Source organism: uncultured Winogradskyella sp., from assembly GCF_947495255.1.
In the GTDB taxonomy this organism is placed as follows: domain Bacteria; phylum Bacteroidota; class Bacteroidia; order Flavobacteriales; family Flavobacteriaceae; genus Winogradskyella.
On sequence record NZ_CANLYI010000002.1, the window covers coordinates 385,381 to 412,379 of the forward strand.

The following is a 26,999-nucleotide window of genomic DNA, read 5'->3' on the forward strand; positions in this document are numbered from 1 at the left end:
TTGAACAGAAACCTATTCATTACTCTACTTATCATATTCAACATTGCTATTGACCAAATCTCTAAAGTTATTGTACGTAACACATTAACTTTTAGAGAACAAATCGATGTAATTGGAAGTTATTTTCAGTTAATTTGGGTTGAAAACAAAGGTGCTTTTTTAGGTATGGGGAGCGACATGAATCCTACTCTAAGATTAATATTTTTATTAATCTTGCCGACTATTGTTTTAGGTTATGTAGTTTATTACATTGTAAAAACAAAAGAACTCGATAAATTAAGTCTAATTGCATTCTGTTGTATTGTTGGTGGCGGAATTGCAAATGTTTTTGACCGTATTGTTTTTGGTCAAGTAACAGACTTCTTTTTTATTAATCTTGGAGGTGTCTTTAAAACGGGAATATTCAATGTTGCTGACCTTTCAGTATCATTAGGATTGGTAATGCTTTTATTAGGTGGTTTCTTAAATAGAAACAAAAGCAAAGTCATTACAGAATCTAATTAACTTAATTAAATATTACTACGTTAAAATTGAATTAACGTGCCAATTGGCAATCCTCGCAATCTTTAATTTCTCCGTAATACGTTTCGCGGTATTTGTGAAGTGTTTTATAAGGTATACTTAAAAATTGTTTTTTGATATAAGTGACATCAGTTAATAATACACCCATTTTTTTTGTGAAGCGACCTTCTGTTTTGGTCTCTCTTTTAATACTTATCAATTTCATGTTATTCAATTATCATTCACTGCAAAGCAACAAAGATTGATAACCAACACCAAGGAATAAACGTTAAAACCAAGTTAATTGCTTCTAGTATTATCATATTGAACATCAGCTCTTACAACTATTACCGTATTCGTAACCGATGTCTCCTACACTAAAAATACAATAATCAAAAAATAATAAATAAGTAATTATTTTTTATAAATAACACCTTCTTTCATTACAAAAGTTACGTTCTCCATGGTAGAAATTGTAGTTATAGGGTTTTCATCTACAGCAATAATATCAGCAATAAAATTAGGTTTAATTTGCCCTATTTCTTCTTCCATATTTAATAGCATAGCATTGGTAATTGTAGCACATTGAATTGTTTCCATTTCTGGCATTCCGGCTTCTACCATATAACCAAATTCTTTTCCGTTATCACCATGATAAAAAACCGCAGCATCTGTACCAAATGCAATTCCTACTCCTGCTTTATAAGCTCTTCCAAACATATCCTGTATTTTAGGTCCAATATCTAAGGCTTTAGGTACTATAATTTCTGGGTAATAACCATCAATCTTAGCTTTATCTGAAACAAATTTTCCTGCAGTAATAGTTGGCACGAGGTATACATCGTGTTTTTTCATTAATTCCATTGTTTCGGTACTCATTAAAGTTCCGTGCTCAATAGTTTTCACACCTCCTAATATTGCTCTTTGCATGCCTTCGTCACCATGTGCATGTGCCGCAACATGAAAGCCATAATCTTTTGCAGTTTCGCAAATTGCTTTTATTTCTTCGACTGTGAATTGTGGATTTTGGCCACTTTTAGCCACACTTAAAACACCACCTGTTGCTGTAATTTTAATTAAATCTGCTCCATTTTTATAACGTTGTCTTACTGCTTTTTTAGCATCTTCAATACCATTTACCACACCTTCTTTCGGTCCAGGGTTTCCAACAATGCTTTTCTTATATCCATTAGTTGGATCTGCATGACCTCCTGTTGTTGCCAAAGCTTTTTCTGCTGTAAAAATTCTTGGACCTTCTATTTTTCCTGCATTTATAGCATTTCTCAAAGACACATTTACTCCAGAACCTCCTAAATCTCTAACTGTTGTAAATCCACTCATTAAAGTAACTCTGGCATACTTAACAGAATTAAAAGCTACATCAGCATCATTTAAGGTATATTCCTCTAGATAAGATTTTGGATTTGTTTCGCCTTCCATATGCACATGCATATCTATTAAACCAGGCATTACTGTTTTAGATTTTAAATCAACTATAATATCCTCAGCATTCTTTGGATTAACATAGCCGTTTTCAACTGAAACAATTTTATTTCCAGAAACAACAATTGTTTTTTCCTTTAAAACTTTTCCAGATTTAGTGTCGATTAATTTTCCGCAATGGAGATACGTGTTTTGTGCCGTGAGTGATAAAACACACATCAATACTAAAATTCTGAGTAAAGTTTTCATCTATAAATGTTTATTTGTTTCTAATTTTCTGTTCCCATTTCCATGCAGAATCCATTGCGTCATCTAAAGTGAGCTTTGTTTTCCAACCTAAAATATTATTTGCTTTAGAAGTTTCAGCATAAGCGGCTGTTACATCACCTTCTCTTCTATCTACAATTTTATAATTTAAGACTTTACCTGAAACACGCTCAAAAGATTGAATAGCTTCTAAAACAGTACTTCCTGTACCTGTTCCGAGATTGAAAAACTCAAAATTAGATTCATTTTTCTCATCTAACAATCGTTGTAAAGCAATTACATGTGCTTTCGCTAAATCGACTACATGAATATAATCTCTTACACAAGTACCATCTGATGTTGAGTAATCACCTCCAAATACAGATAATTGCGCTCTTAAACCCATACCAGTTTGGGTAATATATGGCACTAAATTTTGCGGAACTCCAATAGGTAACTCTCCAATTTCTACAGAAGGATGTGCACCAATAGGATTAAAATATCGTAAAGCTATTGCATTAATATCTGCATTAACTCTACATGTATCTCTTATAATTTCTTCACCTACTTGTTTGGTGTTACCGTATGGTGATTCTGCTGGTTTAACTGGTGCATTTTCAGTAATCGGTAATTCATCTGCTTGTCCATAAACCGTACATGATGAACTAAAAATAAAATTCTTTTTACTTAACCCACTCAATTCTTGAAGCATGTAAACTAAGGTGGTAATATTGTTTTCATAATACATTAAGGGTTCTGCAACACTTTCTCCAACGGCTTTATTTGCTGCAAAATGAATAACACCATCAATATCATTATGACGTTTAAAAAAATCTTGAACGTCTACCTTTACTTTTAAATCCAATTTCTCAAAATGAGGCTTTTTGTTAGTGATAGCTGTTATACCATCTAAAACCTCAATAGAAGAATTTGATAAATTATCTATCACAACAACCTCAAAACCTTCATTTTGTAATTCAACAACGGTGTGGGACCCAATAAAACCTAAACCTCCTGTTACTAATATTTTCATTTTAAGAGTTGTTGTTAATAAAATTAAGAACTGTACTTGTTATAAATTCAATTTGATCATCTTCAAGCTCAGTGTGCATTGGTAAAGAGATAACAGACTTAATCAACTGATTTGTAACTGTAAAATCAAACTCATTGTAGCGCTCATCTAAATATGCTTTTTGTCTATGCAGTGGAATTGGATAATAAACACCACAGGGAATATTATTTTCTTGTAAATGTGCAACTAAAGCATCACGATTTACATCTTTTAAATTTAATGTGTATTGGTGAAATACGTGACAATCGCAAGTATCACAAATGCCTTCACAAACATCTCTACCTGTAGGTATTGTAATATTTGGATGATCCTCAAAAGCTTTGTTATATTTCCTAGCAGCATCACGCCTTTTACTATTATAAGCATCTAAATGTGGCAACTTAGCATCTAAAACTGCGGCTTGAATCGAATCTAATCTAGAGTTAACACCTACAACATCATGATGGTAACGCTCATACATCCCGTGATTTACAATTCCTCTTATAGTGTGCGCTAAGTCATCATCGTTTGTAAAAATAGCACCACCATCTCCATAACAACCTAAATTTTTAGAAGGAAAAAATGACGTAGATGCTACATCACCTATGGCTCCTGTCTTAGTTTTAGAACCATCTTTATGTGTATAATCTGCACCAATACCTTGTGCATTATCTTCAATTACATATAAATTATGTTCCTTAGCTAAATCCATAATAGCATCCATATCTGCTGGCAAACCAAATAAGTGGACTGGTACAATAGCTTTTGTTTTTGGTGTAATTGCTTTTTTAATAGCATCTACATCAATATTAAATGTAACAGGGTCTACATCTACTAGTACAGGTGTTAATTGCAATAAAGCAATCACTTCTACAGTTGCTGCGAAAGTAAAATCCGCAGTAATCACCTCATCTCCTGGCTTTAATCCCAAACCCATCATTGCGATTTGCAAAGCATCTGTGCCGTTAGCACAAGGAATTACATGTTTAACACCTAAGTAATCTTCAAGATTTTTCTGAAACTGATGTACTTTAGGTCCATTTATAAATGCTGCACTTTCCATAATTTCTGCAATTGCTGGATCTACAACGTCTTTTATTTTTGCGTATTGACTCTGAAGGTCAACCATTTGAATTTTTTTCATTCTCAAGTTTACATTAATAGAAAATAAATAAGAAAGCTTAATAGCTCTTAGCGAAAGTACGAAATTGTAATGGCTATGACAACGCAATTAATTGAAAGAAATGTATTTTAGCATAAATATTTATTTTTGAAAGGAATCTACTCCATAGGAATCTACATCGCAAATATTATCATAAAAGTTGCAGCTTTATTCAATACTAAATTGAAACAAGGTGATGATGGTAGAAAAGACACTTTTTCTAAACTTAAAAGCAGTCTCAATCAAGAAGATAATACTTTTTGGTTTCATTGTGCATCTTTGGGTGAATACGAACAAGGTTTACCTATTTTTGAAGCTTTAAAAGCTAAACATCCTAATTATAAAGTTGTATTATCATTCTTTTCTCCTTCTGGATATGAAATAAGAAAAAACACAAAAATTGCTGATGTTGTGGTTTATCTTCCATTAGATACAAAAGCAAATGCAAAACAATTTTTAGACCTAGTAAGACCAAATTATATTTTTTTCGTTAAATATGAAATTTGGCCTAACTTTTTACATGAAATAAAGAAGCGCAACTTAAATGCCATTCTAATTTCTGCTGCATTTAGAAAAGATCAATCATTTTTTAAATGGTATGGTAGTTATACAAAATCTGCTTTATTTGGGTTTAAACATATTTTTACGCAAAACGAAAATTCGAAATTGTTACTTGAAAGCATTAACTATAATTCCGTCTCAGTTTCTGGAGACACACGTTTTGACCGGGTTACAAATCAACTAAAAGTCGATAATACTGTTTCATTTATTGAAAAATTTAAAAACGAAAAACTATGCGTTGTTTTTGGAAGCACATGGCCAGACGATGATAAGTTATACCTCGACTTTATAAATAATAACACCAATACCGAAGTTAAATTTGTGATTGCGCCACATAACATAAAGGCGAGTTATGTTACTTCACTTAAAGCGCAGTTAAAAGTAAAAACTATTTGTTTTTCTGACTTAACCGATACTGACAATTTAGAGGATTATAAAGTCTTTATTTTAGATACAATTGGCTATTTAGGTAAAGTATATAGCTACGCAGATATCGCTTATGTTGGTGGTGGCGCTGGCACAACTGGCCTACACAATATATTGGAGCCAGCTGTTTTTGAAATTCCGATTCTTATCGGTGAAAATTATAAAAACTTCCCAGAAGCTATAAGGCTAATTGAATTGGGAGGTGTTACTAGTATATCAAACTCTGTTGTTTTTAACTCTAAATTAAATGATTTGATTACAGATGAAACCTCAAGAAATAACCAAGGTAAAATCACTAAGGATTATATCGATAAAAACAGAGGAGCTGTTATTAAGATTATGGAATATTTAGAATCCTAAATTCAGTCAAATTAGGATTTTATAGTTCTGAAAGTCAAATTTATTCTTGGTGTTTTTACTTTTTTTGTTGGTGGTAATCGATGTAACCAATGGGTTTGCGTTTCTCCTGTCATCACTAACAAACCACCTTTTTCTAATTGAAAAGAAACATTTTGTTTGGTTACTTTATGCTTGAAAGAAAATTTGCGTTCAGCTCCAAAACTTAAAGAGGCTATAGCTCCGTTCTTTTTTAAATCTTTTTCTCCATCACTATGCCAAGCCATGCCTTCATCTCCATTGTGATACAAGTTGAGTAAACACGAATTAAATGATTCTCCTGTTTTATTTTCCACCAATTCTTTTAGTTCTAGAAGTTCTTTATTCCAAGTTAAAGCTGATTTAGTAGTTTTAGAATAGGTGTAATTAAATGGCTGATCTCCATACCAAGCTACTTTTCGTTTTGTAACAATTAATTTTCCGAAAATTATAGCTTTATCATTTTCCCAATTAATATGTTGCAGTAATTTATTGTAATAATCTTGTGATTTATCAATAGGCATTATTGAACCGTAATAATAGACTTCTCCATCATATGGTAAACGATTAGTCATCATTTCTGTATTAAATAAATCCATTTTTTTATTTAAATTTAGAATTCACCAATCTATACATTAAAACTGCTGTTATTTTTGCTTGTGTTGCTACAGTATTTAAATTTCCAGATTCATTGATGGTATGATCACCTCCTCCACCTGTTAACCCTAAGCCATCAATAGCCATATCCACATATTCTGATGTAAATGAAATATCAGCTGCACCAGCATTTCTTGGATTTACTGCGGTTACAGAACCAAAGCCTAAATCCTCACTTACGGTATTAAAATATCCTAACAATTCTGTGTTTCCATCTGTTAATGATAATGGTGGATATCCACCAGAAGAAAACTCTAGTGTCGCATTTGTTTTTGGGTAGTTATCTGAAACTACCGTTTGCATTGTTTCTTTTGCTTTTTCTAATTGCTCCAAAGAGACAGCTCTTAAATCACCTCGAACTATAGTCTCTTGCGAAACTACATTGGTTTTCCCAAAAGCATGACCTCCTGTTCCATTATCATCTGGTTTTAAATTAGTGCCTCCTATAATAAAACCAGGATTAAAGGTTAAATCTTTTTCTTTTGCTAATTGAATATAAAACTCATTTAAAATTCTTGAAGTTTCATAAATTGCACCTGTACCTATTTCGTCTGTAAATATCTGTGACGAATGTGCCGGATTTCCCGTCACTGTTAGTTTCCAATCTGTAGAACCTCTCCTTGCTACAACTATTGTTTTTGGATTGTTATCTCCATTTTCAAACCCTAAAGCAATATCTGCACGTTTAGATGCATCAATTAAATCCTTTTTGGACAACTCTAGTGGCTTGCCACTTTTTTCTTCATCACCCGTCATTATTATTTCAATATTCATATCATCCAAGACACCTGCTTTCTTCAAGGCTTGCATGGTTAAAATAATTATTACGTCTCCTCCTTTCATGTCTGCAACTCCAGGACCTTTCATAATAGAATCGTTATGCATCGTATATTCTTGCAATGAACTATCTAATTCAAAAACCGTATCTAAATGTCCTATCATTAAAAAATTTGGACCTTTTTTCCCCTTTTTAGTAGCAATTAAATGACCTGCTCTACCGTAGGCTTCACCATTTGTTAATTCTGTTTTAAATCCTAACTTATCTAATTCTATTTTAAATAAAAGTCCAACTTCCTTTACACCTTCAAAATTCATAGTACCACTATTAATATTGACTGATTTCTTAATCAACTCAATAGCACTTTTAGAATGGTTATCTACAGCAGCCACAATGTTTTTTTCTTTTCTATTATTTTGAGAAAAACTTAAAATTGAAAAACCGAAAGTTGCTATTAGTAATAAGACCTTATAATTAAGAATGAGATTCTTCATATTTAAACTATTGTAAATGTTTTACTTGGTAAATATAATTTCAATATTAGTATGAAAGGCAAAAGAAAAATGAAAAAATAATATAGAAATATAGTCCAAATCCATTTTCATACACGTATATACAAAAGATGTACGAAGAATAATTAAAAAATTATGTTAAAATTACTTTGAAATTAGTATTTTCGTACATTAACAAAAATTAACACTAAAACTATTAAAATGAAAAAAGTTGTATTAAGTTTAGCACTAGTTGCCGTATTAGGTTTATCATTCACTTCTTGTAGAGAAACTGCTGAAAACGCTGCTGACGCTGTTGAAAACGCTGCTGATTCTGCTGGAGAAGCTGTAGGTGATGCTGCTGATGCTGTAGGTGACGCTGCTGAAGGAGCTGTTGATGCTGCAGGAGATGCTGTTGATGCTGCAGGAGAAGCTGTAGGTGATGCTGCTGATGGAGCTGTTGATGCTGCAGGTAATGCTGTAGACAGTGCAAAAGAAGCTGCTGGTGATGCAGTAGATAGCGTAAAAGATGCTGCTAACAGTGCAGTAGATAGCGCTAAAGAAACTGGTAAAGATGCTGTAGATTCTGCTAAAAAAGCAGGTACTGACGCTGTTGATGCCGCTGCAAATAAAGTTAAAGGTCTTTAATATTCCTTTATAACAAATAAAAAAAGGTCTGATTTAATCAGGCCTTTTTTTATGCTCAATATTTAAATTTATTATTTAACAGACTCGTTAAATTTTAATTCACTTGGCACTATTATGGTCTGTATATTTAAATCCTCATCGTTTATATGATCAATAAGTAGTTTTGTAGACATTTCTCCTATTTTATGTGCTTTCTGATGAATTATTGAAATTTTAGGACTCGATAATAATTGTGTGTGCTCATATCCAAAACCTACTACAGATAAGTCCTTAGGTATATCTCTTCCCAATTTTTTAGCCATATTAATAGCAACTATTCCGGTAACATGATCTATTGAAAGTATCGCATCAATGGATTGATGTTCTTTTAAATAATTATAAATTTTAGTCTCTACATCTGCATCTAATGCGTGATCTAGTTTTAAAATATCTAGTTTTAGATTATGATCTGCTGCAGCTTTAGCGCAACCTTCGATTCTAAGTTTACCAACACTTAATTCTTCTATATTGCTTACTAATAAAATGTTTTTTCTATTCTCTTTTACAATTAAATGTTCGGTAGCTTCATAAACAGATTGAAAATCATCGACTATAACTTTACTACATTCAATTTCATTTACCACACGATCAAACATTAATACAGGTAGTTTACTATTAATAATATCCTTAATATGATCCGTTTGCTTTTTTACTTGACTTTCTCTTGCCACAGCCATTATAAACCCATCAACACTTCCATTAGACAACAACTCCAAACTACGTTTTTCTTTATGCAAAGTTTCATTAGAAAGGCAAACAATAATATCATAATCACTGTCTGTTGCAGCCATCTCGATACCATGTAAAACCTCTGCAAAAAATGGATTCGTAACTGTTGGGAGAATCACACCAATTGTTTTAGACTTATTTGTTTTTAATTGCTGTGCAATTCTATTCGGTTTATAATTAAGCTTTGTTGCTAATTCTTTAACACGTATCCTAGTGTTTTCACTAATCTCATGACTATCATTTAAAGCCTTAGAAACTGTTGATACAGAAATATTTAAGAGCGCAGCTAATTCTTTGAGTGTTGTCATTATAGTTCTATTTTAAATAAAAAAGATACTACTAATTATACCTTTTTAAAAATATTTGTTTAATTAAAATGATTATTTTAATATTTGGCTTAAAGCTTTTTCAGTACTTGTTACTGGCATTTTACAAGTACCATTTACGCAAACGTAAACATAAGTTTCTCCTTCAATATATTTATTTTGTAATAAAGGTAACTCACTTTTAGCTTTAGCACCAGAGATTAAGACATTTGGTAAATATGATTGATCTAGTTCTTTCAATTTGTCTTGTGCATTATCTCCAGATATTCCAACTTCATAAAAAGGATTAGAATAATTTAGATACAAAACTAACCAATTTGAATACGAAGATGGTGATTCTTCTATATCTTCATTCATATTACTTAACATCTGCTTCGCTAAATCTGAATATTCTTTATTTGAATAATAATGCCCTAATTTGAATAAACTCTCTGCTAAAACAGAATTAGAGGAAGGAATTACATCATCATAAACTTCCGTTTTTCTGGCTATTAAATTCTCTTCTTTATCTGAAGTAAAATAAAACATACTACTCTCTTTATTTAAAAAGTGCTGTATTGAATAATCCGCCAATTGCTTTGCAGAATTTAACCATTCTTCATTAAAAGTAGCTTGATACAATTCTATAAAAGCTGCTATTGCATGTGCATAATCTTCAGAAAAGCCAGCAATTGTACTTTTTCCATTTTTAAAATTATGAAACATTGAACCATCTGCGTTAATTTGATTTTCTTTAATAAAACTTGCGTTTTTTATAGCCTTTTCTAGATAGGACGAATTTCCAAAAACACGATAAGCATCAATGTAAGCCTTTTGCATTAGTGCATTCCATGAGGTAAGTATTTTATCATCAGTTCTTGGTCGATTTCTACTACTTCTTACTTTATAGAGTGTATTTTTCCATGACAGAATTTTAGTTTCTAATTCTAGTAATTCTAAATTGTTAGATTTTGAAAACTCAACATCCGTTTTTGTTTTATACAGAATGTATTGGCCTTTTTCCCACTTTCCAGTGGCATTGATATTGTAATAAGACTTGAATAAACTGTAATCACTTTTTAGAATTTCTTTTAATTCTTCTGAAGTCCAAGTATAAAACATACCTTCTTCCAATTCTCCATCAGCATTATAACTATCTGCATCTAATGACGAATAAAATGCACCATCCCTTTGCGTGAGTTCTTTTTCAATAAAATCTATGGTTTCAATGACAACTTTTTTAAAATCTTCATTTTTTGTTAATTGATACGCTTTAGAATAGAGACTCACTAACTGTGCGTTATCGTAAAGCATTTTCTCAAAATGAGGCACATGCCATCTTTCATCTACTGAATATCTTGAAAAACCACCTCCAATTTGATCATACAATCCGCCATTGGCCATTTTACTTAATGTGTTAATCACATAATTTTGAATCTGTTCATTTTCATATTGAAAACTATAACGTAACAAAATATTTAAATTACTAGGCATTGGAAATTTAGGTGCCTTTTCTCGCCCACCATTCTTAAAATCTAAAGAAGTTCTCCATTGCTTCACCATTGTTTTCATTGCCAATGGATTGAATTGAATCTCTTCTTTATTAATAGTAATTAAGTCAGATTTTTTTACTCCTTCAGTCAGTTGTTCTGCAAAGGCAATAACTTTTTCTGGATCATCTTTGTATAGCTTAGACATATCCTTTAAAATTTTTGACCATTGTTTCTTTGTGAAATAAGTTCCTCCAAAAACAGGTCTTCCATCTGGTAAAGCTATACAGTTTAATGGCCAACCACCACTTCCTGTCATTAATTGAACGGCATTCATGTAAACTTGATCAACATCTGGTCGTTCCTCACGATCTACTTTTATATTAATAAAATTTTCATTCATGAGTTTTGCTATAGAATCGTTTTCAAAACTTTCTTCTTCCATTACATGGCACCAATGACAAGCCGAATAACCTACAGAAATAACAATTAATTTATTTTCCACTTTTGCTAGTTCTAAAGATTCATTATTCCAAGCCTTCCAATTTACCGGATTATAAGCGTGTTGAAGTAAATAAGGACTCGTTTCTTTAATTAAATCGTTGGCCTTTTTTTCAATATTAATATCTGCAGATTGGTTGCTTTGAGAGCAACTCATATTAAATATAACTACAAGTATGATGTAAACTATTCTTTTCAATCTATACAATTTAATTTTTCAATGATGATTTCACTACTAAGTTAAAACATCCAAGGTTAATTAATAAAAAAAGCGTGTTTAAATAATATAAACACACTTTTTTAAAAAGATAAATTTATTGCTATTAATCTTATTCTTTAATCAATTTTACGGTTTTTGAACCATTATCACCTTCTATTTTAGCAAAATACATTCCTGTTTTTAATGACGAAGCATCAATTACAGCTTCATTTGCGTTAGGCGCTAAAGAAATCACTTCCTTTCCTAAAACATCAAATACAGAAATAGTGTTTATACGCACACTACTAGAGATATTCCAATCATTATTTGTAGGATTAGGGTAAGCACTAAATTGAGCCGTATCAAACTGATTAACAGATAATGCGGTTTGCGTTAAAATAATATTATCAATAAATACAATTCCTGGATCTGTTACAACTTCCATAAATGCTTCAACCTTCCATTGAAAAAAGTTAGTACTGGAAAAGCCTAAACCTGTAAAATAAGACATTGGTATTGATACCTGAGTCCATTGACCAGTTACAACAGCTTCTTGTGTTCCTATTTCATAAGCATATTCTCCAACACCTCCATCATTACTAATCATTCTGAACTGAAAACCAGGTACACCTGGTGCAGCCCAATACATGAAATTCACAAAATTGTATGCTGAAACATCATCTGGACCACCTTCTCCTTGTCCAAACCCTGAAAAAGAAAAATCACATTTTAAAGCTTGATTAACTCCTGCTCCTGAATCCAAATCTGGTTCACCATCAATTGTTCCGAAAGAATAAATTACTGGAAATACTGTTGTATAACCATTTGTATCATTGTAAATGCTATAAGTGTCACCATCTACAGAAGTTGGTAAAGGTGCAGCTTCTGGATCCTCAACGGGAACAATATTTGTAGCTCCTGCAAAATCGTCAACTAAATAAACATCTTGACCAGTAGAACCAGCGTCAGTAAATAAAACCATTAAGGCATAATTACCTAAACCTGCAGGAAAATCTAAACTTACATCTTGCCACCCAGTCCCTGTTGTAGTAAATGCAACTTCGGTAGGTGCTGTTGTACCTTGTTCAAACTTTAATAAGTGATTATTACTACCTGTACCATTTAACGGGTTAATTCTAAAAGTAATAGTATTGTTAGTATCATCTGAAAGGTCAACATTTTGAGCAAAATTGATTGTTACATTATCCCAATCTCCTGCACCTCCATCTACTTGCATAACAGCATTTGTAGCATCTAGGGGATCTGTTGTTAAGCTAGGTGTAGAACCACCTGCCGCAAACAACTCAAAAGCATCACTAAAATCTATTGGCAATATAGCTTCTGGTGCTGGTGGTGGAGCAATGTTACCACAACTACAAGCCACATCATCTATTAAATAAGTACCTGTAGCGGTTCCTCCACCTGCGTCTGTAAAAATAATCATGCTAGAATAATTTCCGGCTCCAGCTGGCATATCTAAAGTGATATCTTGCCAATCTGTACCAGTACTTGTAAACGGCATCTCTGTTGCAGCATCTCCATCTACTCCACCTTCAAATTTTAAAATGTGGTTTCTAGTTCCTAGATCCGTTGTTGGTTTAATTCTTAACGTCATAGTATTATTACTATCGTCAGAAAGGTCAACATTCTCAGCGAAAGTAATAGCTACATGATCCCAATCTGTCATTCCACCCACAACTTCCATAACATCGTTACCTGCGTCATCAATTAAACTTGCCGAAGTTCCTTCTTGCCCTGTCATCAATTGAATTGGGTCACTAAAATCAAATGGCAAGGATTGTGAATACCCAAAGGACACTACCAAAAGCGTAAACATTAAAGTAATTTTTTTCATCATAATTTGTTGTTTTAATTAATTAGTAAAATCAATAATTTTGGTTTTTAATATGTGTTTTGCAAACCCAACTAATCCGCCTAATTATTGAATGCATTAAATTTAAGTTGAAATATTACTGATATCCAAAAAATATTCACTACAAAATACATACATCTCAATAAAACATTATTTTTTATATGAAATCAATAATAAGACCAGCAAACATAAGGATTGATGATATTTTTTTAATCTTACAATAATCAACACTGTACAAATAAATTAAGCTTTGTATGGGTAATGTAGTGTTTAATAACAAAGCCGTTGTGTTTCCTTAATCTAACATAGATAGTAATTTGACTTAAAAAACTCATATTATAATTAATTGCCTTATTAAACTTTAATATAAAAACGGAATACTTAATGTCGTTACAATATAAAATAACCGTTTATTTTTAAAACTTAAAAACAGAAACCGAATCATTATTGTTACTAATAACCAATAAATTACTATTGCTTTGTTTTATTATTTTAGCATCCCTACTATCTAAAGAAATGTAAAGTCCACTTTCTATTGCAGACATATTTATAAAGTTATTATTGCCATCACCCAAAAGAACATTTCCAAAACCTGCATCATAACGTGTTGTTTCAACTTCTACTCCGTAGTGGTTTCCAAATGTTATGATATCCTTATTACCATCTTTATTTAAATCCATCACAATAGAAGATTTAATAGGTGATAACTGTGCTTCAATAGGTAAGGATTTTCTAACTAATTGACCATCTTCATTTACTAAAATAATACTTTCAAAATTTGAAATTTCATAAACCACACCATCTTTAACTTTATCTTCGGGCAAAATATCTATTAATTTTGAAGAGGCAAAACTATGATAGTCTTTAAATTTCTCGGCGACATATGGCATTTGCTGACTCGTACATTCTCTTCCTCTCATTGGCACATAATCATCCTTATAGAATTTTGCAAGCACGACATCATTGGTTCCGTTGCCATCAAAATCATTAACATATACTTTAAAAGGATGCTCTACTGAAGCTTTAAATTTATTATTTAGTCCAAGGTTTCCTATTATGTAATCATCATCTCCATCGTTATCTATATCACTTGCGCTAATAGACCACCATAAACCTCTTGTATTTTTTAAACCAAATTTATCTGCACTATTTCCAAAAATTCCTTTATTATTTTCAAGAATATTGATTTCCATCCATTCGCCTACAATTAATAAATCTTCATCACCATCGTTATCTATATCTGAGAAAACAGCATCTGTAACCATTCCTAAGTTATTTAAATCTACAGCAACTTCATTTGAAGCCCTAGTGTAGATACCATTAGTGTTAATAAGTATATAACTACTCGCAGGAAAACCGTATTGTCCAGATTTAAGTCTTGTACCAACAAATAAATCTAAATCTCCATCTTTATCTATATCAGATGATTTAACGCATATAGTACTTTCAAAAATATTAGGTAATGCTTTATCGTTTTTAATGAATTGCCCTAAACCATCATTAATATATAATCTATCTTTTAATAATTTGCTACCTTGAGGATACTCACTTCCTCCACTAGTGATATATAAATCTAAATCGCTATCACCATCCACATCTAAAAATAGAGCACCTTGATCTTCTGAATCCTTGTCTTTTGCCCAAGGTTGAGATGAACTCTCAACAAAACTACCATCACTTTTTTGTAAATAAAGTATACCTTGTTGACCTAATGCACCACCAATAAATAAATCTTCTAATCCGTCGTTATTAATATCTGCTGTTGCTGTAAATGGTCCATTCTGGGAAATATTATGAGGCAATAAAACCTCTTCTTCATATTCATTAAAACTATTTTCTTTATGAACAAATGAAATACCAATATCTGAAGCCTTAGCTTCATTGAATATTGTCGTTTTACTAACCTGAATTTTTGATGTGATCTTAGCATCGTCATAACTAACAACCAGTTCTTTATTTGCACCAACATTCTTAATTATATTAGTTTTTCCGTTTGGCCAAATAACTTCAACTTTATTAACCTCTGTATCTTTTCCTAAGCCGAAGAATAATCCAGATTCTACAGACGATAGGTAACCGCGAGTTACTACATTCTCTGCCGTTTGCGTTTTACCATTATGATGAATTATAGCTTTTACACCATAACCAAACGTATTCTTTTCTGAACCCTTTAATTTAATATTAAGAAAATTACCATTGGTTTTATTTTCATAAATAAATGCAGAAACTTCCATGTTATTTACCACAACGTCTAAATCGCCATCGTTATCTAAATCTCCATAAGACATTCCGCTAGAAAAACTCGGTGTATCAAATCCCCATTTTTCTTCGACTTTTTCAAATTTATAATTACCTGTATTTTTAAATGCATGATTAGACAGAGGTACAGAAGGTGCCGATTTTGTCATTTCGTAAAAATCTTGAGAATCGGTCTTTAGCTTTTCATTTAAACCTGTTAAAAAATCATTATTTCTAACGTCTTTCTTAACACCATTTGAAATTATAATATCTTTTAAGCCATCATTATCTAAATCAACTAACAAACCTGCCCAACTCCAATCCGTTTTAGATATTCTGGCAATATTAGCAATATCAGAAAAACTACTTCCATTATTTACTTGAAGTGTATTAGCCATGTATTGATAATGATTTCCTTCATCAACCAGCTTATGAAATTTTTCAGCGCTCATAGATCCCATATTCGTTTTAGATCTATAGTGATCATCTGATGCCATATCTAATGTGATTAAATCCATTAATCCATCATTATTAATATCACCAGTATCTGTACCCATACTAAATTGAGAAATATGTTTTAGTTTTTCGTCGGTAACGTTTTTGAATGTCCCATCTCCATTGTTATAATATAAGATGTCTGGCTTGTCATAATCATTAGCGATGTATAAATCTGTCCAACCATCATTATTAAAATCAGAAGCACTAACACTTAAACCATAGGTCATGTCTCGCGAAATCCCAACCTCTTCTGAAACATCCTTGTATTTCCCATTGTCATTTCTGTAAAGTTTGTCTTTGTAATATACTTCACGTTTTTTAGGAATATTAGAATAACGTCTAAATAATCTAGCATCTGGAAGTTGATTGACTTGATACATATCTAAATCACCATCATTATCCATATCAAAAAATACAGCTTGAGAAGAAAACCCAGCATCTGCGAGTCCATAAAGGCTAGCTGACTCTGTAAAAGTCAAATCTTGATTATTTATTAAAAGTTGATTTTTTCGATCTTCGGGCTTCATAGATTCACCATTTCTACTGACATAAATATCTAGATATCCATCATTATTGACGTCTGCCATCGTTACTCCCCAAGACCAACCCGAATTTCTTGCTACACGAGATGATTTCGTAATATTTTCAAATTTTAAATCCCCTTTATTAAAGTATAATCTGTCACTAACTTGATTACCACAAAAGAAAATATCTGGCAAACCATCATTATTTATATCTCCTATGGCAACACCTGCTCCACTATATAATTGGTTGTAGTATAAATGATTTACTTTCTCTGATTCTGTAATAGCATTATTAAAATCTATTCCTGTTCTTTCGGCTGATAATAGTTCAAAACCACCTGTTAAAGTTTCAGGATATAAATCTCTTTTTGGCCTTTGATTGCAGTTAAGAAGGAATAGGCAAAGTGTACTTGCTACTATAAATTGAATCTTAATGTTCTTCATAATAAATATAGAATTATCTGAATATAGTAAATATATGGAATTATGAAATCTCTAGTATTTATTCATAATTAAAAACCGGTTGAATAGTCAATACTTAAGTTGTTCATTTTTATCCCAAATTCCCCAAGAAGCACCAACATCACCTTCCGGACCAACCTTCCAAGATTCATCAAAAGATGAAAAGTAGAACATATCTATATCTTCCTCTTTAGACCATTGTTGGGAATTGATAAAATACTTTATAGCATTTTCTTCTGAAGGAAAAGCACCATATAGATTAGAACCTTTATTTGGCCAACCTGTTTCTGTAATAATTACTTTTTTTCCTTGACCTGCTTTTAAGGCTCTATTATACATATCTTTCATATATAATAAAGCATAATCTTGGTCGCAGCCTTCCCAAAACGGATAACAATTTGCTAAAACAACATCACAGGCTTCTGTGATATTAGGACGGTCAGCAAACTCGTAGTATGCATCTACATACCCAACCGGAACATTCTTAATTGATTGTTTTACATTATAAATATGCTGAATCAGTTCTTCTTCTGTTAAATCACCACGATACATTACTTCGTTACCTACGGCCGCAATATCTACATAGCCTTGATTTGCTAATTCTATAAGTCCAGCAATTTCATTTTTATTAATTTCCTTATCATCACCTAACCATGCACCAACTAATGTTTTTAAGCCATACTCTTTAGCTATTTTTGGAATTAGCTCATTACCTTCAGTACAAGAGAATGAACGAATCCATTTTGTATAAGGTTTTATGATTTCGATTCGTCTTCTTATTTGAGCTTCCGAAAGTTCATCACCAGGTTCTTGCCCATCCATATAAGGACTAAAACAAAGTCCATGTGTGCCTTGAGATAAATATTCTTTATATAAAGTTTTTAACTCATTTATATCTTTATGAGCGCATTCTGTAGACCCTAACGCAAAAAATTTCTCTTCTCTAATAGACATAATTCAGTGTTTTCTTTTGATATCTTAACTATTCTACAGGTTTACGACTATCTAATTCTGCCCTAATTTCATTAGAGCGTTCTTCTGTTAAATCATAGTTACGCATTATATACATGGCAGCAAGAGTTCCTAATATTGGAAATCCGGTAAAGAATAATCTTAGTCCAGTAATAGCGCCTTCGGTTTGCACATCTATAGCAGAATCAAACCCAATAATTGACAAAATTGCTCCACTTAATCCGCCTGCAATTCCAAAACCAAATTTTACCATCCACCAGTATATCGCACCAAAAACACCTTCACGTCGTTTACCTGTTTTTAGTTCATCTAAATCTATTACATCTGCCGTCATAGACATCATAAGAGTAAACAAGCCACCTATTCCAAAAGAAAAGAAAGGCAATGCGAATAAAAACATATAAGGTTTTCCAGGAATAAATAAGAACCACAACATAATATAACCTATCACTGAAATACCTTGTGATACCATAAATGCTTTTTTCTTTCCTAGAACTTTCGACATTTTAGCGACTATAGGAATTACAAGAAACGTAGTCACTAGAGCACCAACACTCCCAAATAACGTTGGCCAAATACCTGCAGCTGCAGCATCGCCATTAAAAAGATAATAGACGATAATAAAAAATGTGAAACTCGCTACAGTATTAAAAGCATTGAAAACAAAAAATGTAGCAAAACAAAGTTTTTTAAATGGCACTGATTTGAATGCCTCCACAAAATTATTTCCAATTTCTTTTAAACTACCACCAATATTCTTCAAGGTTAATGGTGAATAATCTTCATTGACTGTGGATTTACTTTTTATAAATATGGCTGGTACCATAGCGCAAATTGCAAATATAATTCCGACCCAAATGGCCAATTCTCGTACTGCAACATCAGCAGTAGGATACCATTCTGGATCGTACATAATAACCCAAAACCAAGGTGCAATTACCCAAGCCCATTGGCCAATCCATTGTGCGACTGCCATGATGCTTGTACGCTCATGAAAATCATCACTCATTTCATAACCCATTGCTACGTAAGGCACGCTAAAAATCGTTAAGCCTAAATAAAACACAAACGACCATAATAAGAAATACCAAAAGTTATAGTCTAGTGAATTTTCTCTAAAGAGCTGCCACATAATTACAAAGGCAACACCCATTAATACGGCTCCGATAAAAACATATTGTCTACGTCTTCCCCAACGCGATTTAGTATTATCTGAGATATAACCCATAATTGGGTCTGTAATGGCATCAAAAAGTCTTGGAACGAGGGAAATAACGCCCCACATCCAACCTGGAAAACCTAAATCTTTAACCAATACCACAATAAAAATACCAATAACAGCGGGAAACATTTGATTAGCGAGCATACCCAATCCAAATGCAACTTTTTGACCTAACGGAACTTTATTGGTTAATGTGGACATATTATTTAGTTTTAGTTGGAATTAAAATCGTTTGAATAGCTTGTTGATTAATCTTTACTTTTACCGTTTCTTCACCAAGTATTAACGTAAAGCCTTTAGACATTTTACCTTCGTTGAATAATACAACAGCAATTGAACCATCTGGATTTTTAGCTGCAGTCACCATTAAATCGGCATCGGCATTTTCTACACCAATAACTTCTGCTCCTGGTCTTATGTATTTACTAAAATGAGACATAGTGTAATACAATGGTGTGAAGTACACCTCATCAGCTACTGGGTCTACAATGACTGGTGCAACACACCAATTTTCGAACCAATTTGGACCACCTTGTTTATCTAAAACCATGTTCCAATCTACCCATCCATCTACCCAATTGTTAAGGCAACCAATGATATCTCTGGCATAACGATTTACTGGTGCATATTTTGGGTGTAAGTGTTTGTCTTCTGGCGAAGCCCAATCCCAACCCCAATCTGTAGCTTCTTTTTTCCAATACCATGCATCATCTTCCCATTTCGGGATTTCAGAATCTACACAACCTTCAGTTTCAATAAGATATTTGTTTGGTGCTTTATTATGTGCATATTGCAATGCTTCTGGTAAGTAATCAAATGTACTTTCGTACCAATGAATTGCTGTACCTGCAAAATACTTTGAAGATGCTTCATCCTTAAACATTGCATCTACCCAGTCATTTAAGCCAGCTCTATTTTGGTCGTAACCTAGAATATTCACTTTGCCAAAACCGTCAGCTTCTAACTTAGGACCTAAATGGTTTTGCACAAAATCAGTTTCCTCTTCCGGTGAAAAGTGCATACTTTCCCAATTATTCCCATTTCCGTGTGGTTCATTAACAGGCGTCAGTCCCCAAATATCAATCCCTTCGGCTTTATAAGCTTCTAAATATTTTGAAAAATATAATGCGAATACATCGTAGTATTTAGGTAACAATTTTCCTCCAACATAGGCTTTGTTATCTTTCATCCATGGTGGTGAAGACCAAGGTGAAGAAATAATTTTAAATCCATCTTGAGAAATAGCCTGAGCATCTTTTATCATAGGAATTAAATCATCACGGTCCTCTTCAATATTGAAGCTTTTCAATTCCATATCATCTGCCTCTGGTGCGTAAGTATAATTATTTAATGAAAAATCACAAGACGCAATATGAGTCCTTGTTAATGAATAACGTGCACCATCTTCAGCAAAATAAGCTTGAAGAATAGTATCGCGATTCCTTTTACTCAACTTGTTTAATAAATAAGCTGAAGATTCCGTAAACGAACCACCAAAACCTGTTATAGTTTGAAATTTTTGCTCTGGTAATAATTTTATAACCGCTGAAGAATCTACTTTAGAAAACTCGGTAATTCTAGTGAGTTTATTCCCGCTTTCTGAAGTTTCATAAACCTCAACATTTAAGTTTTTACTTTCTTTTTTTTCAGAATTACAACTCATTACAGTAAAAATTAAGAGTGCTAATATGCTATATCTTATCGTTTTCATGTGTTTTTTAATTAGTTGTTTTATTTACATTAGTATAAATGTCTTTAACAACATCATATACTTTTTTCTTATTTCTATCAATATCTACAATACCCCAAAACTCTTCATTTGGGCTACCATCAAAAGGGACACCTGTACTATTTGGTGCAGCTCCACCTGTATCTTGGACGTTATTGTTTCCGGCTTTCCACCAACCATCTGTAAATTGAAATAACGTGACTCCAGAACAAATATCTTGACCTTTAAAAGTTGCCTTTAAAATAATATCTGTAGCATCCGCTTGCGCTAATTCATTTACACCTTGTGCATAGCCATCTTTAGCAATTTGCATGTAGCTGTCAGCTCCCGTTTCTGATAAATACATTGGTTTATCACTGACTTCTTTCCACTCTTTAAAAATAGTTTCTGGTCTAACTGAACGGTACACGTTCATTCCCCAAACATCAATATTCGGACTCATAGAACTCGCTAATTCTTTTGGCAAATCGCCATGTGCTGTAGTGACAGGGTGAGCAGGGTCGTTTTTATGAATTAATGCTGCAGCATCATTCATTGCAGTGTACCAGTTTTTTATATCACCATCAAACCATTCTGGATGATAGTTATATTCGTTACCTAATTCCCACATTAAAATAGCATTATGGTTTTTGTATTTATTGACATAATCAACAAATGAACCTGAAACAATATCATTTTTACCACCTTGATTGTAACCAAAGCCAATAATTACTTTTAAGCCTGCTTTATTTATCTCATCTAAAACTTGTTCTTCTTCAATTGGCGAATACACTCTAATGGTATTAATTCCGGCCTCGACCATGAGTTTTAAATCTTGTATCAAAGTCCCAAAATCTCTTTTAGTAGACGCTCCTTTTGGAACTGGATGATAGCAAATACCTTTAATTAAATAAGATTCATCATTTACCATTAATTGTCTCCCAGAAACAGATACAACATCACTTACTTGTACTTCAGGATTAACTGAAGCAGTAGCTTTTTCAGATTCATTTTTACACGATAAAAAAACAATAAAACTTATGGCTATGACTACTATTTTTCTCATTATTAATCTCTTGGATAATCTGTATTTGGCACTAATACATCTTTCATTAATTCTTCTAAATTCCCATTATAAGTTTTAGTAATTGGTTTTCCATCTCTGGTTAAACCATCAAATGTTCCGTCATCTACTAAATTCCATAATGGATATTTGGCTTCGCTTTTTAAGTTAATTAACCCAAAATGATTTTCGGAACCTAGTTCATGCTCTGCGTCTTTCCATTGTTCATCGAAAGCTTCAAAATAAAAAACTGAGATGTTTTCTTCATTCGTCCAATTACGCATATGCTTATAATACAATCCTTGTTTATATTCATCTGTAGCTCTAGAGCCATTTTTACCATAATGACCTCCAGAAATTGATGCCCAACCAGTCTCACCAATGTGAATAGGTTTATCAACTCCAATACTTTTCATGTAATTTGAAACTGAATCATATTGCGTTTTGGCAAAATCTAATGCACGCAACATAGCTGCATCAATTTTTTCTTTATCAGTTAAGCTTTCTTCACTTTCAGGAACTTTCCAGAATTCTGGATTATAATGCGAATTATGATAGGCATAGGTATGCATAGAAACATAATCTACAGCATTCGCTAACTTCACTAAATCTTCTGTATGATAAATAGCATCTCCTCCTCCCCAAGATGTGTAATCATCTGAACTGGTAATCCATAAATCTGCTGGTAACTCTCCTTTTTGTTTTAACTCTTGAAGATGATTTACCCATTTTAAAATAATCCACGGTTGCACAAAATAACTTGTTGCCCATTTTACCATAGCTTCATTACCAACGGCAAGAATTTTTACGATGTCTGGATATTGTTTTGCTAATGCAACTGCAGTTTTAACTTCAACCGGATTTCGTTCACTTTCTTGATTATGGTCTGGTTCTCCGTTTTCCCAATTGAATGCGCTTTTACAATCAATCCAAATACCGAGCATTACGTACATCTCAAATTCAGAATCTTCAATTTTTAATTCATCTATTGCTTTTAAAAGATTTGCCGCTTGGTCAAAGTGCACATTATAGGTTCTCAGCACTTTTACACCCATTGCGCTTAAGATTTTCATATCTTCCTTAAGCTCTGGAATTGTTGGTTGAATATTTCTATCCTTTTGTCTATAACCACCGTAAGAAATCGCTAAATAATCTGGATTTCCTAATATCTCTTTTGCATTCACAACTTGTTCTTCTTTAACCGGTTCTTCCTTACTCTCTTTTTTTGCATCATTACATGAAAACATAAAAAGTATTACAAAAACAAAAACCGATAATTTTAAACTCTTATTCATGCTTAGTGTTTTTAATTACTTTTTTACAGATACAATAATTTGATTCACTTCTCCAGTACGATTGAAAATTTTATCACTTGTAGTTTCATCAAGTTTTAAATCATCAAACTTAGAAGTTGAACCATCGTTATAAATCACTTCGACTCTATTATTGTCTTCCAATTTATACATAACCGGAACTTGGCAATATGTAAAACAAAGTGACCCTTTTTCTAGTGAAATTATTTTCAACTCCTTACCGATAGCTGTGTATTTGAATGTTTTTGCTTCGCTTAAAAATTCTTCAGTTCTTAATAATCTTGGGTTAAAAAATAGTTTGCCGTCCTCTACAAAAACACCTAATTCTCCAAAACGACATAACACATCTTCTTTTACCTGACCAGTCATACCTGGTTGCTGTGCGCCTTTTCCACCTGGTGTATGAGAGTATGGGTCTGTTGGAAAAGCACCATATAATTCTGGTGACTTATGGGCACCAATGCCTTCGTTAATTTCGTAATAATGTTCTAATAATCTGCCTATAGTTTCTTCGCTTTCATTATTTGCTACTGCCAATAGACAGTTTTCTTGAGTTGCTAATAATAACTTAGATACCATATGCCAATAAATAGACCCTAAACCTTCATAACCGTAGAATGTACCTGAACGACCTGTGAAAGATTTATGGTCAAACATCTCTTCAAAAATGTCTAATAATAACGTTTTATCAGATGCAATTAAGTCATCATATTTCCCTTCTGGCAATTGGTTAAGAGCCGTTTTTAAGCTCTCTGCATTATTAAAATTACCGTTAAAATGATATGCTCCTAAAACATCTTTCTCTATAATCTGAGTATTATTATCAGCAATCAATTGCTTCAATAACTTTGATTTTTCAACAGATGCAGATGGAATATTATTTTTATCTACAAAGCGTGATAATTGCTTATTTGGATATAAAATATAGCTGTATTGGTCGTCTCTAAAAAGTGCACTAGTTTTTAAAGCATCTAGTAAACCTAAAGCTTCTTTTGGCTCTAAGTATCCTGAACTTAAAACAGCAACCTGACCTTCTAACATTTCTGGTAAGTATGAAATTGACACTTCTGTATCATTTTCAACGGTCATTAAATTATAAGCGTGATAAAGATTATCTACCCGCTTGTTTGCTTTTATTGTATGGTCTAAATACTGCTTTAATACCGTGAAGAATTCTAATAACCCTTCTTTTGAAATAGATTCTTTATCACTAGAAAATCCTGTTTCATAAATTTTTAATCTATAATCGCTACCAGCAGTACCTAATCCATCTAAAATTGTTTTTCTTTCTTTATCAGATACTTTTCCTGATAAGACTTTTAAATTGCCATTTAATGTTGAAACAACACTTTCGAAAAACGTTTTTAATTCAACTGAAAGATTGTATTCTGAACTTGAAGAATCTTGTACAATGCCTTCAAAGAAATTAATGAATCGTCTTAGGTAATATAAGGTTACCATAGACACACCATTACCAACTAATGCGTTATTGGCATCATTCCATTCTGGTCGTTGTGTGTTTAACCAAATTCCGCCTTCTGGTATAAAATTAGATACTTTAGCTAAAACAGTTGCTAATAATTTTTCTATAAGGTTGACTTTATGAATGAAATAGTTTTCATCTCTCAATAAAGCACCATCTGCACCTAAACGGTCTTTTACTGTGTTAATTTTATCGTGTAATTCGTAATCGAAATCGATAGTATCCTTAGGATTTTTTAAAGTGTCTTGATAGCTCTTAATTTTATAAGGTACGTTAGCATATACAAACACATCTTGTGTAAAACTACTCTCTAATTTATTTGGATAATGCTTTTCAATAAACTCTAAAAACTTTAATAGATAGATAATTTGATGATCTCCCCAATAACCAATATAAGACCATGGATCATCTGGCTCAATGGCTTCCCAGTCAAATCCATCTTTTGTTACTCTGTAAGGATTGTAACCTTCAAAAGTAGTTGCATTAAAAAACTTATGAATCATCCCTTCCATAAAGGCAGGATAAGAATGCGCTAGTGTTTCCCAGTTTTGGAAAATATCTCTCCAGTTACCTTCGTAATCTAAAATTTTAGAACCATCTATTTCACTACGTGTGTTAATAGAAAACTTGTTCCAAGGTCTACTTGGATCTCCATGTCTTCTACTAAATTTTAATGGCAGGTATTCGTAACAGAGTCTTTTAAAATTACTATCATCATCTTGATCAGCAATATCTTTAATATAATCTACATTGAAGATTTTAGGTAAACTATTTAAAATTTCTTCTTTACTCTTTGATACCTTTTTATTGGCCTTAGATATGTACTTTACAAAATCTTCTTTTTCAATTTTATAATCGTCATCAAAGATGCCACCTCTCATAATATTGAAAAGTGTATTTGCAAAATGTCTTGTGTTTCTTAATTTATCATCACCAAGCTGAATTCCGTCTGAAGCACCAACTAATTCTAGAAGATTTTTAGTACCAGCATCTATATCTTTCTGTACAAGCTCTTCGAGGTTAGTGTTCCCTTTAATTTTTTCTGAAATATTATTAATTTCACTTATTGTTTGGTTGACTTCTGCCACAAACATCCAACTGCGCTCTCCATTTGGTTCTAAGCTTAAATCCTTAACAATAAAGTAAGCCCCTTTTTCTGCTCGGATATCTTTTTCTTCAGTAATCGTTTTACCATTTCTGAAAGCATCTAACTGTAAAGATGAAATTAAATGCGTAGGATTATCTAATCCTGAAGACCATACCGTATTGGCTTTTAAAGCTTCACTTGGCTCAGCTTTATCTACAATTATGGCACTCAAAGCAAATATTCCTATTCCAGAATCTGATTCTAATTCACACTTTTTATACGCATCAATTAAGTTACTTGTTGCATTTTGAAAATCTGAAGCCAAACCATATGGTAGAATATTTTGAATACCATCTAAAATAGTAACATCAACTTTTTCATTTGTATCATTAATAATATCAGCTTTTCTCACAAAACCAAATTGGTCACTAGAGTTCCATTGGTATCGATAAGTAAGACCTAAGTCTTCATTGATTTCTTCAAAAACAACTTTATTACCGTAACTGTTTTTGTAAAGATTTCGCTTAGTCGCATAAACTCCTTGATAGCGATTAGAAAACGGCTCCCATAAAAACGTCTTGCCGTCTTTATGAACCTGAATAATCGTTTTACTCCCAGTTGTTTCTAATGATTCAGTGATTTTATCATCTGTATAATAAGGAAACAATGCATTATTTGCATTTTTTCTACCTGCAGTTAACGCTCCATTACTAGATATAAATAACCAATGGTTAGAATTACTAACAAGACTCATAAAAAATGGTCTCATTTTATCACTATTTGAGATTTTATAATAGTCTTCATTATAAAGTGATACAAGTTCTCCTTTGACATCTAACTGGTCATTTGAAGCTTTTTTATTTCCTATATAAATGGGATTCTTTGTCATTGGTGTAGTACTATCTATTTTTAATTTAAAATGAATTCTGTAATTCTACAGAATCAAAATAACTG

At 32.4% G+C, this 26,999-nt stretch carries 19 protein-coding genes; 3 read left to right on the forward strand and 16 right to left on the reverse strand.

What is annotated here, in order from left to right; translation table 11 throughout:
• Positions 1-504 (forward strand): signal peptidase II, encoded by a 504-nt coding sequence (gene lspA / locus Q0807_RS04435; RefSeq protein ID WP_299106841.1) that lies wholly within the window; start codon positions 1-3, stop codon positions 502-504.
• A 31-nt stretch (positions 505-535) separates the two neighbouring features.
• Here lspA and Q0807_RS04440 read toward each other — a convergent pair whose 3' ends face one another.
• The 4 genes from Q0807_RS04440 to Q0807_RS04455 form a co-directional block, all read right to left on the reverse strand.
• Complete coding sequence (locus Q0807_RS04440) at positions 536-727, reverse strand: hypothetical protein (protein ID WP_299106843.1); 192 nt, start codon at positions 725-727, stop codon at positions 536-538.
• Between the two features lie 188 nt (positions 728-915).
• Positions 916-2,193, reverse strand: a complete 1,278-nt coding sequence (locus Q0807_RS04445) for an amidohydrolase family protein (protein ID WP_299106845.1) — start codon at positions 2,191-2,193, stop codon at positions 916-918.
• Positions 2,194-2,203: 10 nt separating this feature from the next.
• Complete coding sequence (gene galE, locus Q0807_RS04450; protein ID WP_299106846.1) at positions 2,204-3,223, reverse strand: UDP-glucose 4-epimerase GalE; 1,020 nt, start codon at positions 3,221-3,223, stop codon at positions 2,204-2,206.
• Position 3,224: 1 nt separating this feature from the next.
• Positions 3,225-4,385 (reverse strand): DegT/DnrJ/EryC1/StrS aminotransferase family protein, encoded by a 1,161-nt coding sequence (locus tag Q0807_RS04455; RefSeq protein WP_299106848.1) that lies wholly within the window; start codon positions 4,383-4,385, stop codon positions 3,225-3,227.
• Positions 4,386-4,511: 126 nt separating this feature from the next.
• On the opposite strand from Q0807_RS04455, the gene Q0807_RS04460 reads away from it, so the two are divergent.
• Entirely contained in the window at positions 4,512-5,750 is a 1,239-nt protein-coding gene (locus Q0807_RS04460; protein WP_299106850.1) for a glycosyltransferase N-terminal domain-containing protein, read from the forward strand.
• 11 nt (positions 5,751-5,761) lie between these two features.
• On the opposite strand, the gene Q0807_RS04465 is transcribed toward Q0807_RS04460, so the two are convergent.
• Positions 5,762-6,364: an alpha-ketoglutarate-dependent dioxygenase AlkB gene (locus Q0807_RS04465; RefSeq protein ID WP_299106852.1), complete on the reverse strand. Its 603-nt coding sequence runs from the start codon at positions 6,362-6,364 to the stop codon at positions 5,762-5,764.
• A gap of 4 nt (positions 6,365-6,368) precedes the next feature.
• Positions 6,369-7,694, reverse strand: a complete 1,326-nt coding sequence (locus tag Q0807_RS04470) for a M20/M25/M40 family metallo-hydrolase (RefSeq protein WP_299106854.1) — start codon at positions 7,692-7,694, stop codon at positions 6,369-6,371.
• Between the two features lie 219 nt (positions 7,695-7,913).
• Between Q0807_RS04470 and Q0807_RS04475 the strand changes: the two genes are divergently transcribed.
• Positions 7,914-8,339, forward strand: a complete 426-nt coding sequence (locus Q0807_RS04475; RefSeq protein ID WP_299106856.1) for a hypothetical protein — start codon at positions 7,914-7,916, stop codon at positions 8,337-8,339.
• Between the two features lie 71 nt (positions 8,340-8,410).
• Here Q0807_RS04475 and Q0807_RS04480 read toward each other — a convergent pair whose 3' ends face one another.
• From Q0807_RS04480 to Q0807_RS04525, 10 genes are all read right to left on the reverse strand, one after another.
• Entirely contained in the window at positions 8,411-9,415 is a 1,005-nt protein-coding gene (locus tag Q0807_RS04480) for a LacI family DNA-binding transcriptional regulator (protein WP_299106858.1), read from the reverse strand.
• A 72-nt stretch (positions 9,416-9,487) separates the two neighbouring features.
• On the reverse strand, positions 9,488-11,602 hold the full coding sequence (locus Q0807_RS04485) for a thioredoxin domain-containing protein (RefSeq protein ID WP_367180233.1): 2,115 nt from the start codon (positions 11,600-11,602) through the stop codon (positions 9,488-9,490).
• A gap of 130 nt (positions 11,603-11,732) precedes the next feature.
• Positions 11,733-13,460 carry a T9SS type A sorting domain-containing protein gene (locus tag Q0807_RS04490; RefSeq protein ID WP_299106860.1) on the reverse strand — a complete coding sequence of 576 codons (1,728 nt, stop codon included), beginning with the start codon at positions 13,458-13,460 and terminating at the stop codon, positions 11,733-11,735.
• A gap of 431 nt (positions 13,461-13,891) precedes the next feature.
• Entirely contained in the window at positions 13,892-17,179 is a 3,288-nt protein-coding gene (locus Q0807_RS04495) for a VCBS repeat-containing protein (protein WP_299106862.1), read from the reverse strand.
• An 87-nt stretch (positions 17,180-17,266) separates the two neighbouring features.
• On the reverse strand, positions 17,267-18,151 hold the full coding sequence (locus Q0807_RS04500; RefSeq protein WP_299106864.1) for a glycosyl hydrolase family 17 protein: 885 nt from the start codon (positions 18,149-18,151) through the stop codon (positions 17,267-17,269).
• Positions 18,152-18,179: 28 nt separating this feature from the next.
• A complete protein-coding gene (locus Q0807_RS04505) occupies positions 18,180-19,592 on the reverse strand; it encodes an MFS transporter (protein ID WP_299106866.1) in 1,413 nt (470 codons plus the stop codon).
• 1 nt (position 19,593) lies between these two features.
• On the reverse strand, positions 19,594-21,102 hold the full coding sequence (locus tag Q0807_RS04510) for a glycoside hydrolase family 30 protein (RefSeq protein ID WP_299106868.1): 1,509 nt from the start codon (positions 21,100-21,102) through the stop codon (positions 19,594-19,596).
• A 7-nt stretch (positions 21,103-21,109) separates the two neighbouring features.
• Positions 21,110-22,165 carry a glycoside hydrolase family 2 TIM barrel-domain containing protein gene (locus tag Q0807_RS04515; protein ID WP_299106869.1) on the reverse strand — a complete coding sequence of 352 codons (1,056 nt, stop codon included), beginning with the start codon at positions 22,163-22,165 and terminating at the stop codon, positions 21,110-21,112.
• Positions 22,166-22,167: 2 nt separating this feature from the next.
• On the reverse strand, positions 22,168-23,457 hold the full coding sequence (locus Q0807_RS04520) for a glycosyl hydrolase family 17 protein (protein WP_299106872.1): 1,290 nt from the start codon (positions 23,455-23,457) through the stop codon (positions 22,168-22,170).
• 15 nt (positions 23,458-23,472) lie between these two features.
• Positions 23,473-26,934, reverse strand: coding sequence for a hypothetical protein (locus Q0807_RS04525; protein WP_299106874.1), 3,462 nt, complete (start codon positions 26,932-26,934; stop codon positions 23,473-23,475).
• Between the last annotated feature and the right edge of the window lie 65 nt (positions 26,935-26,999).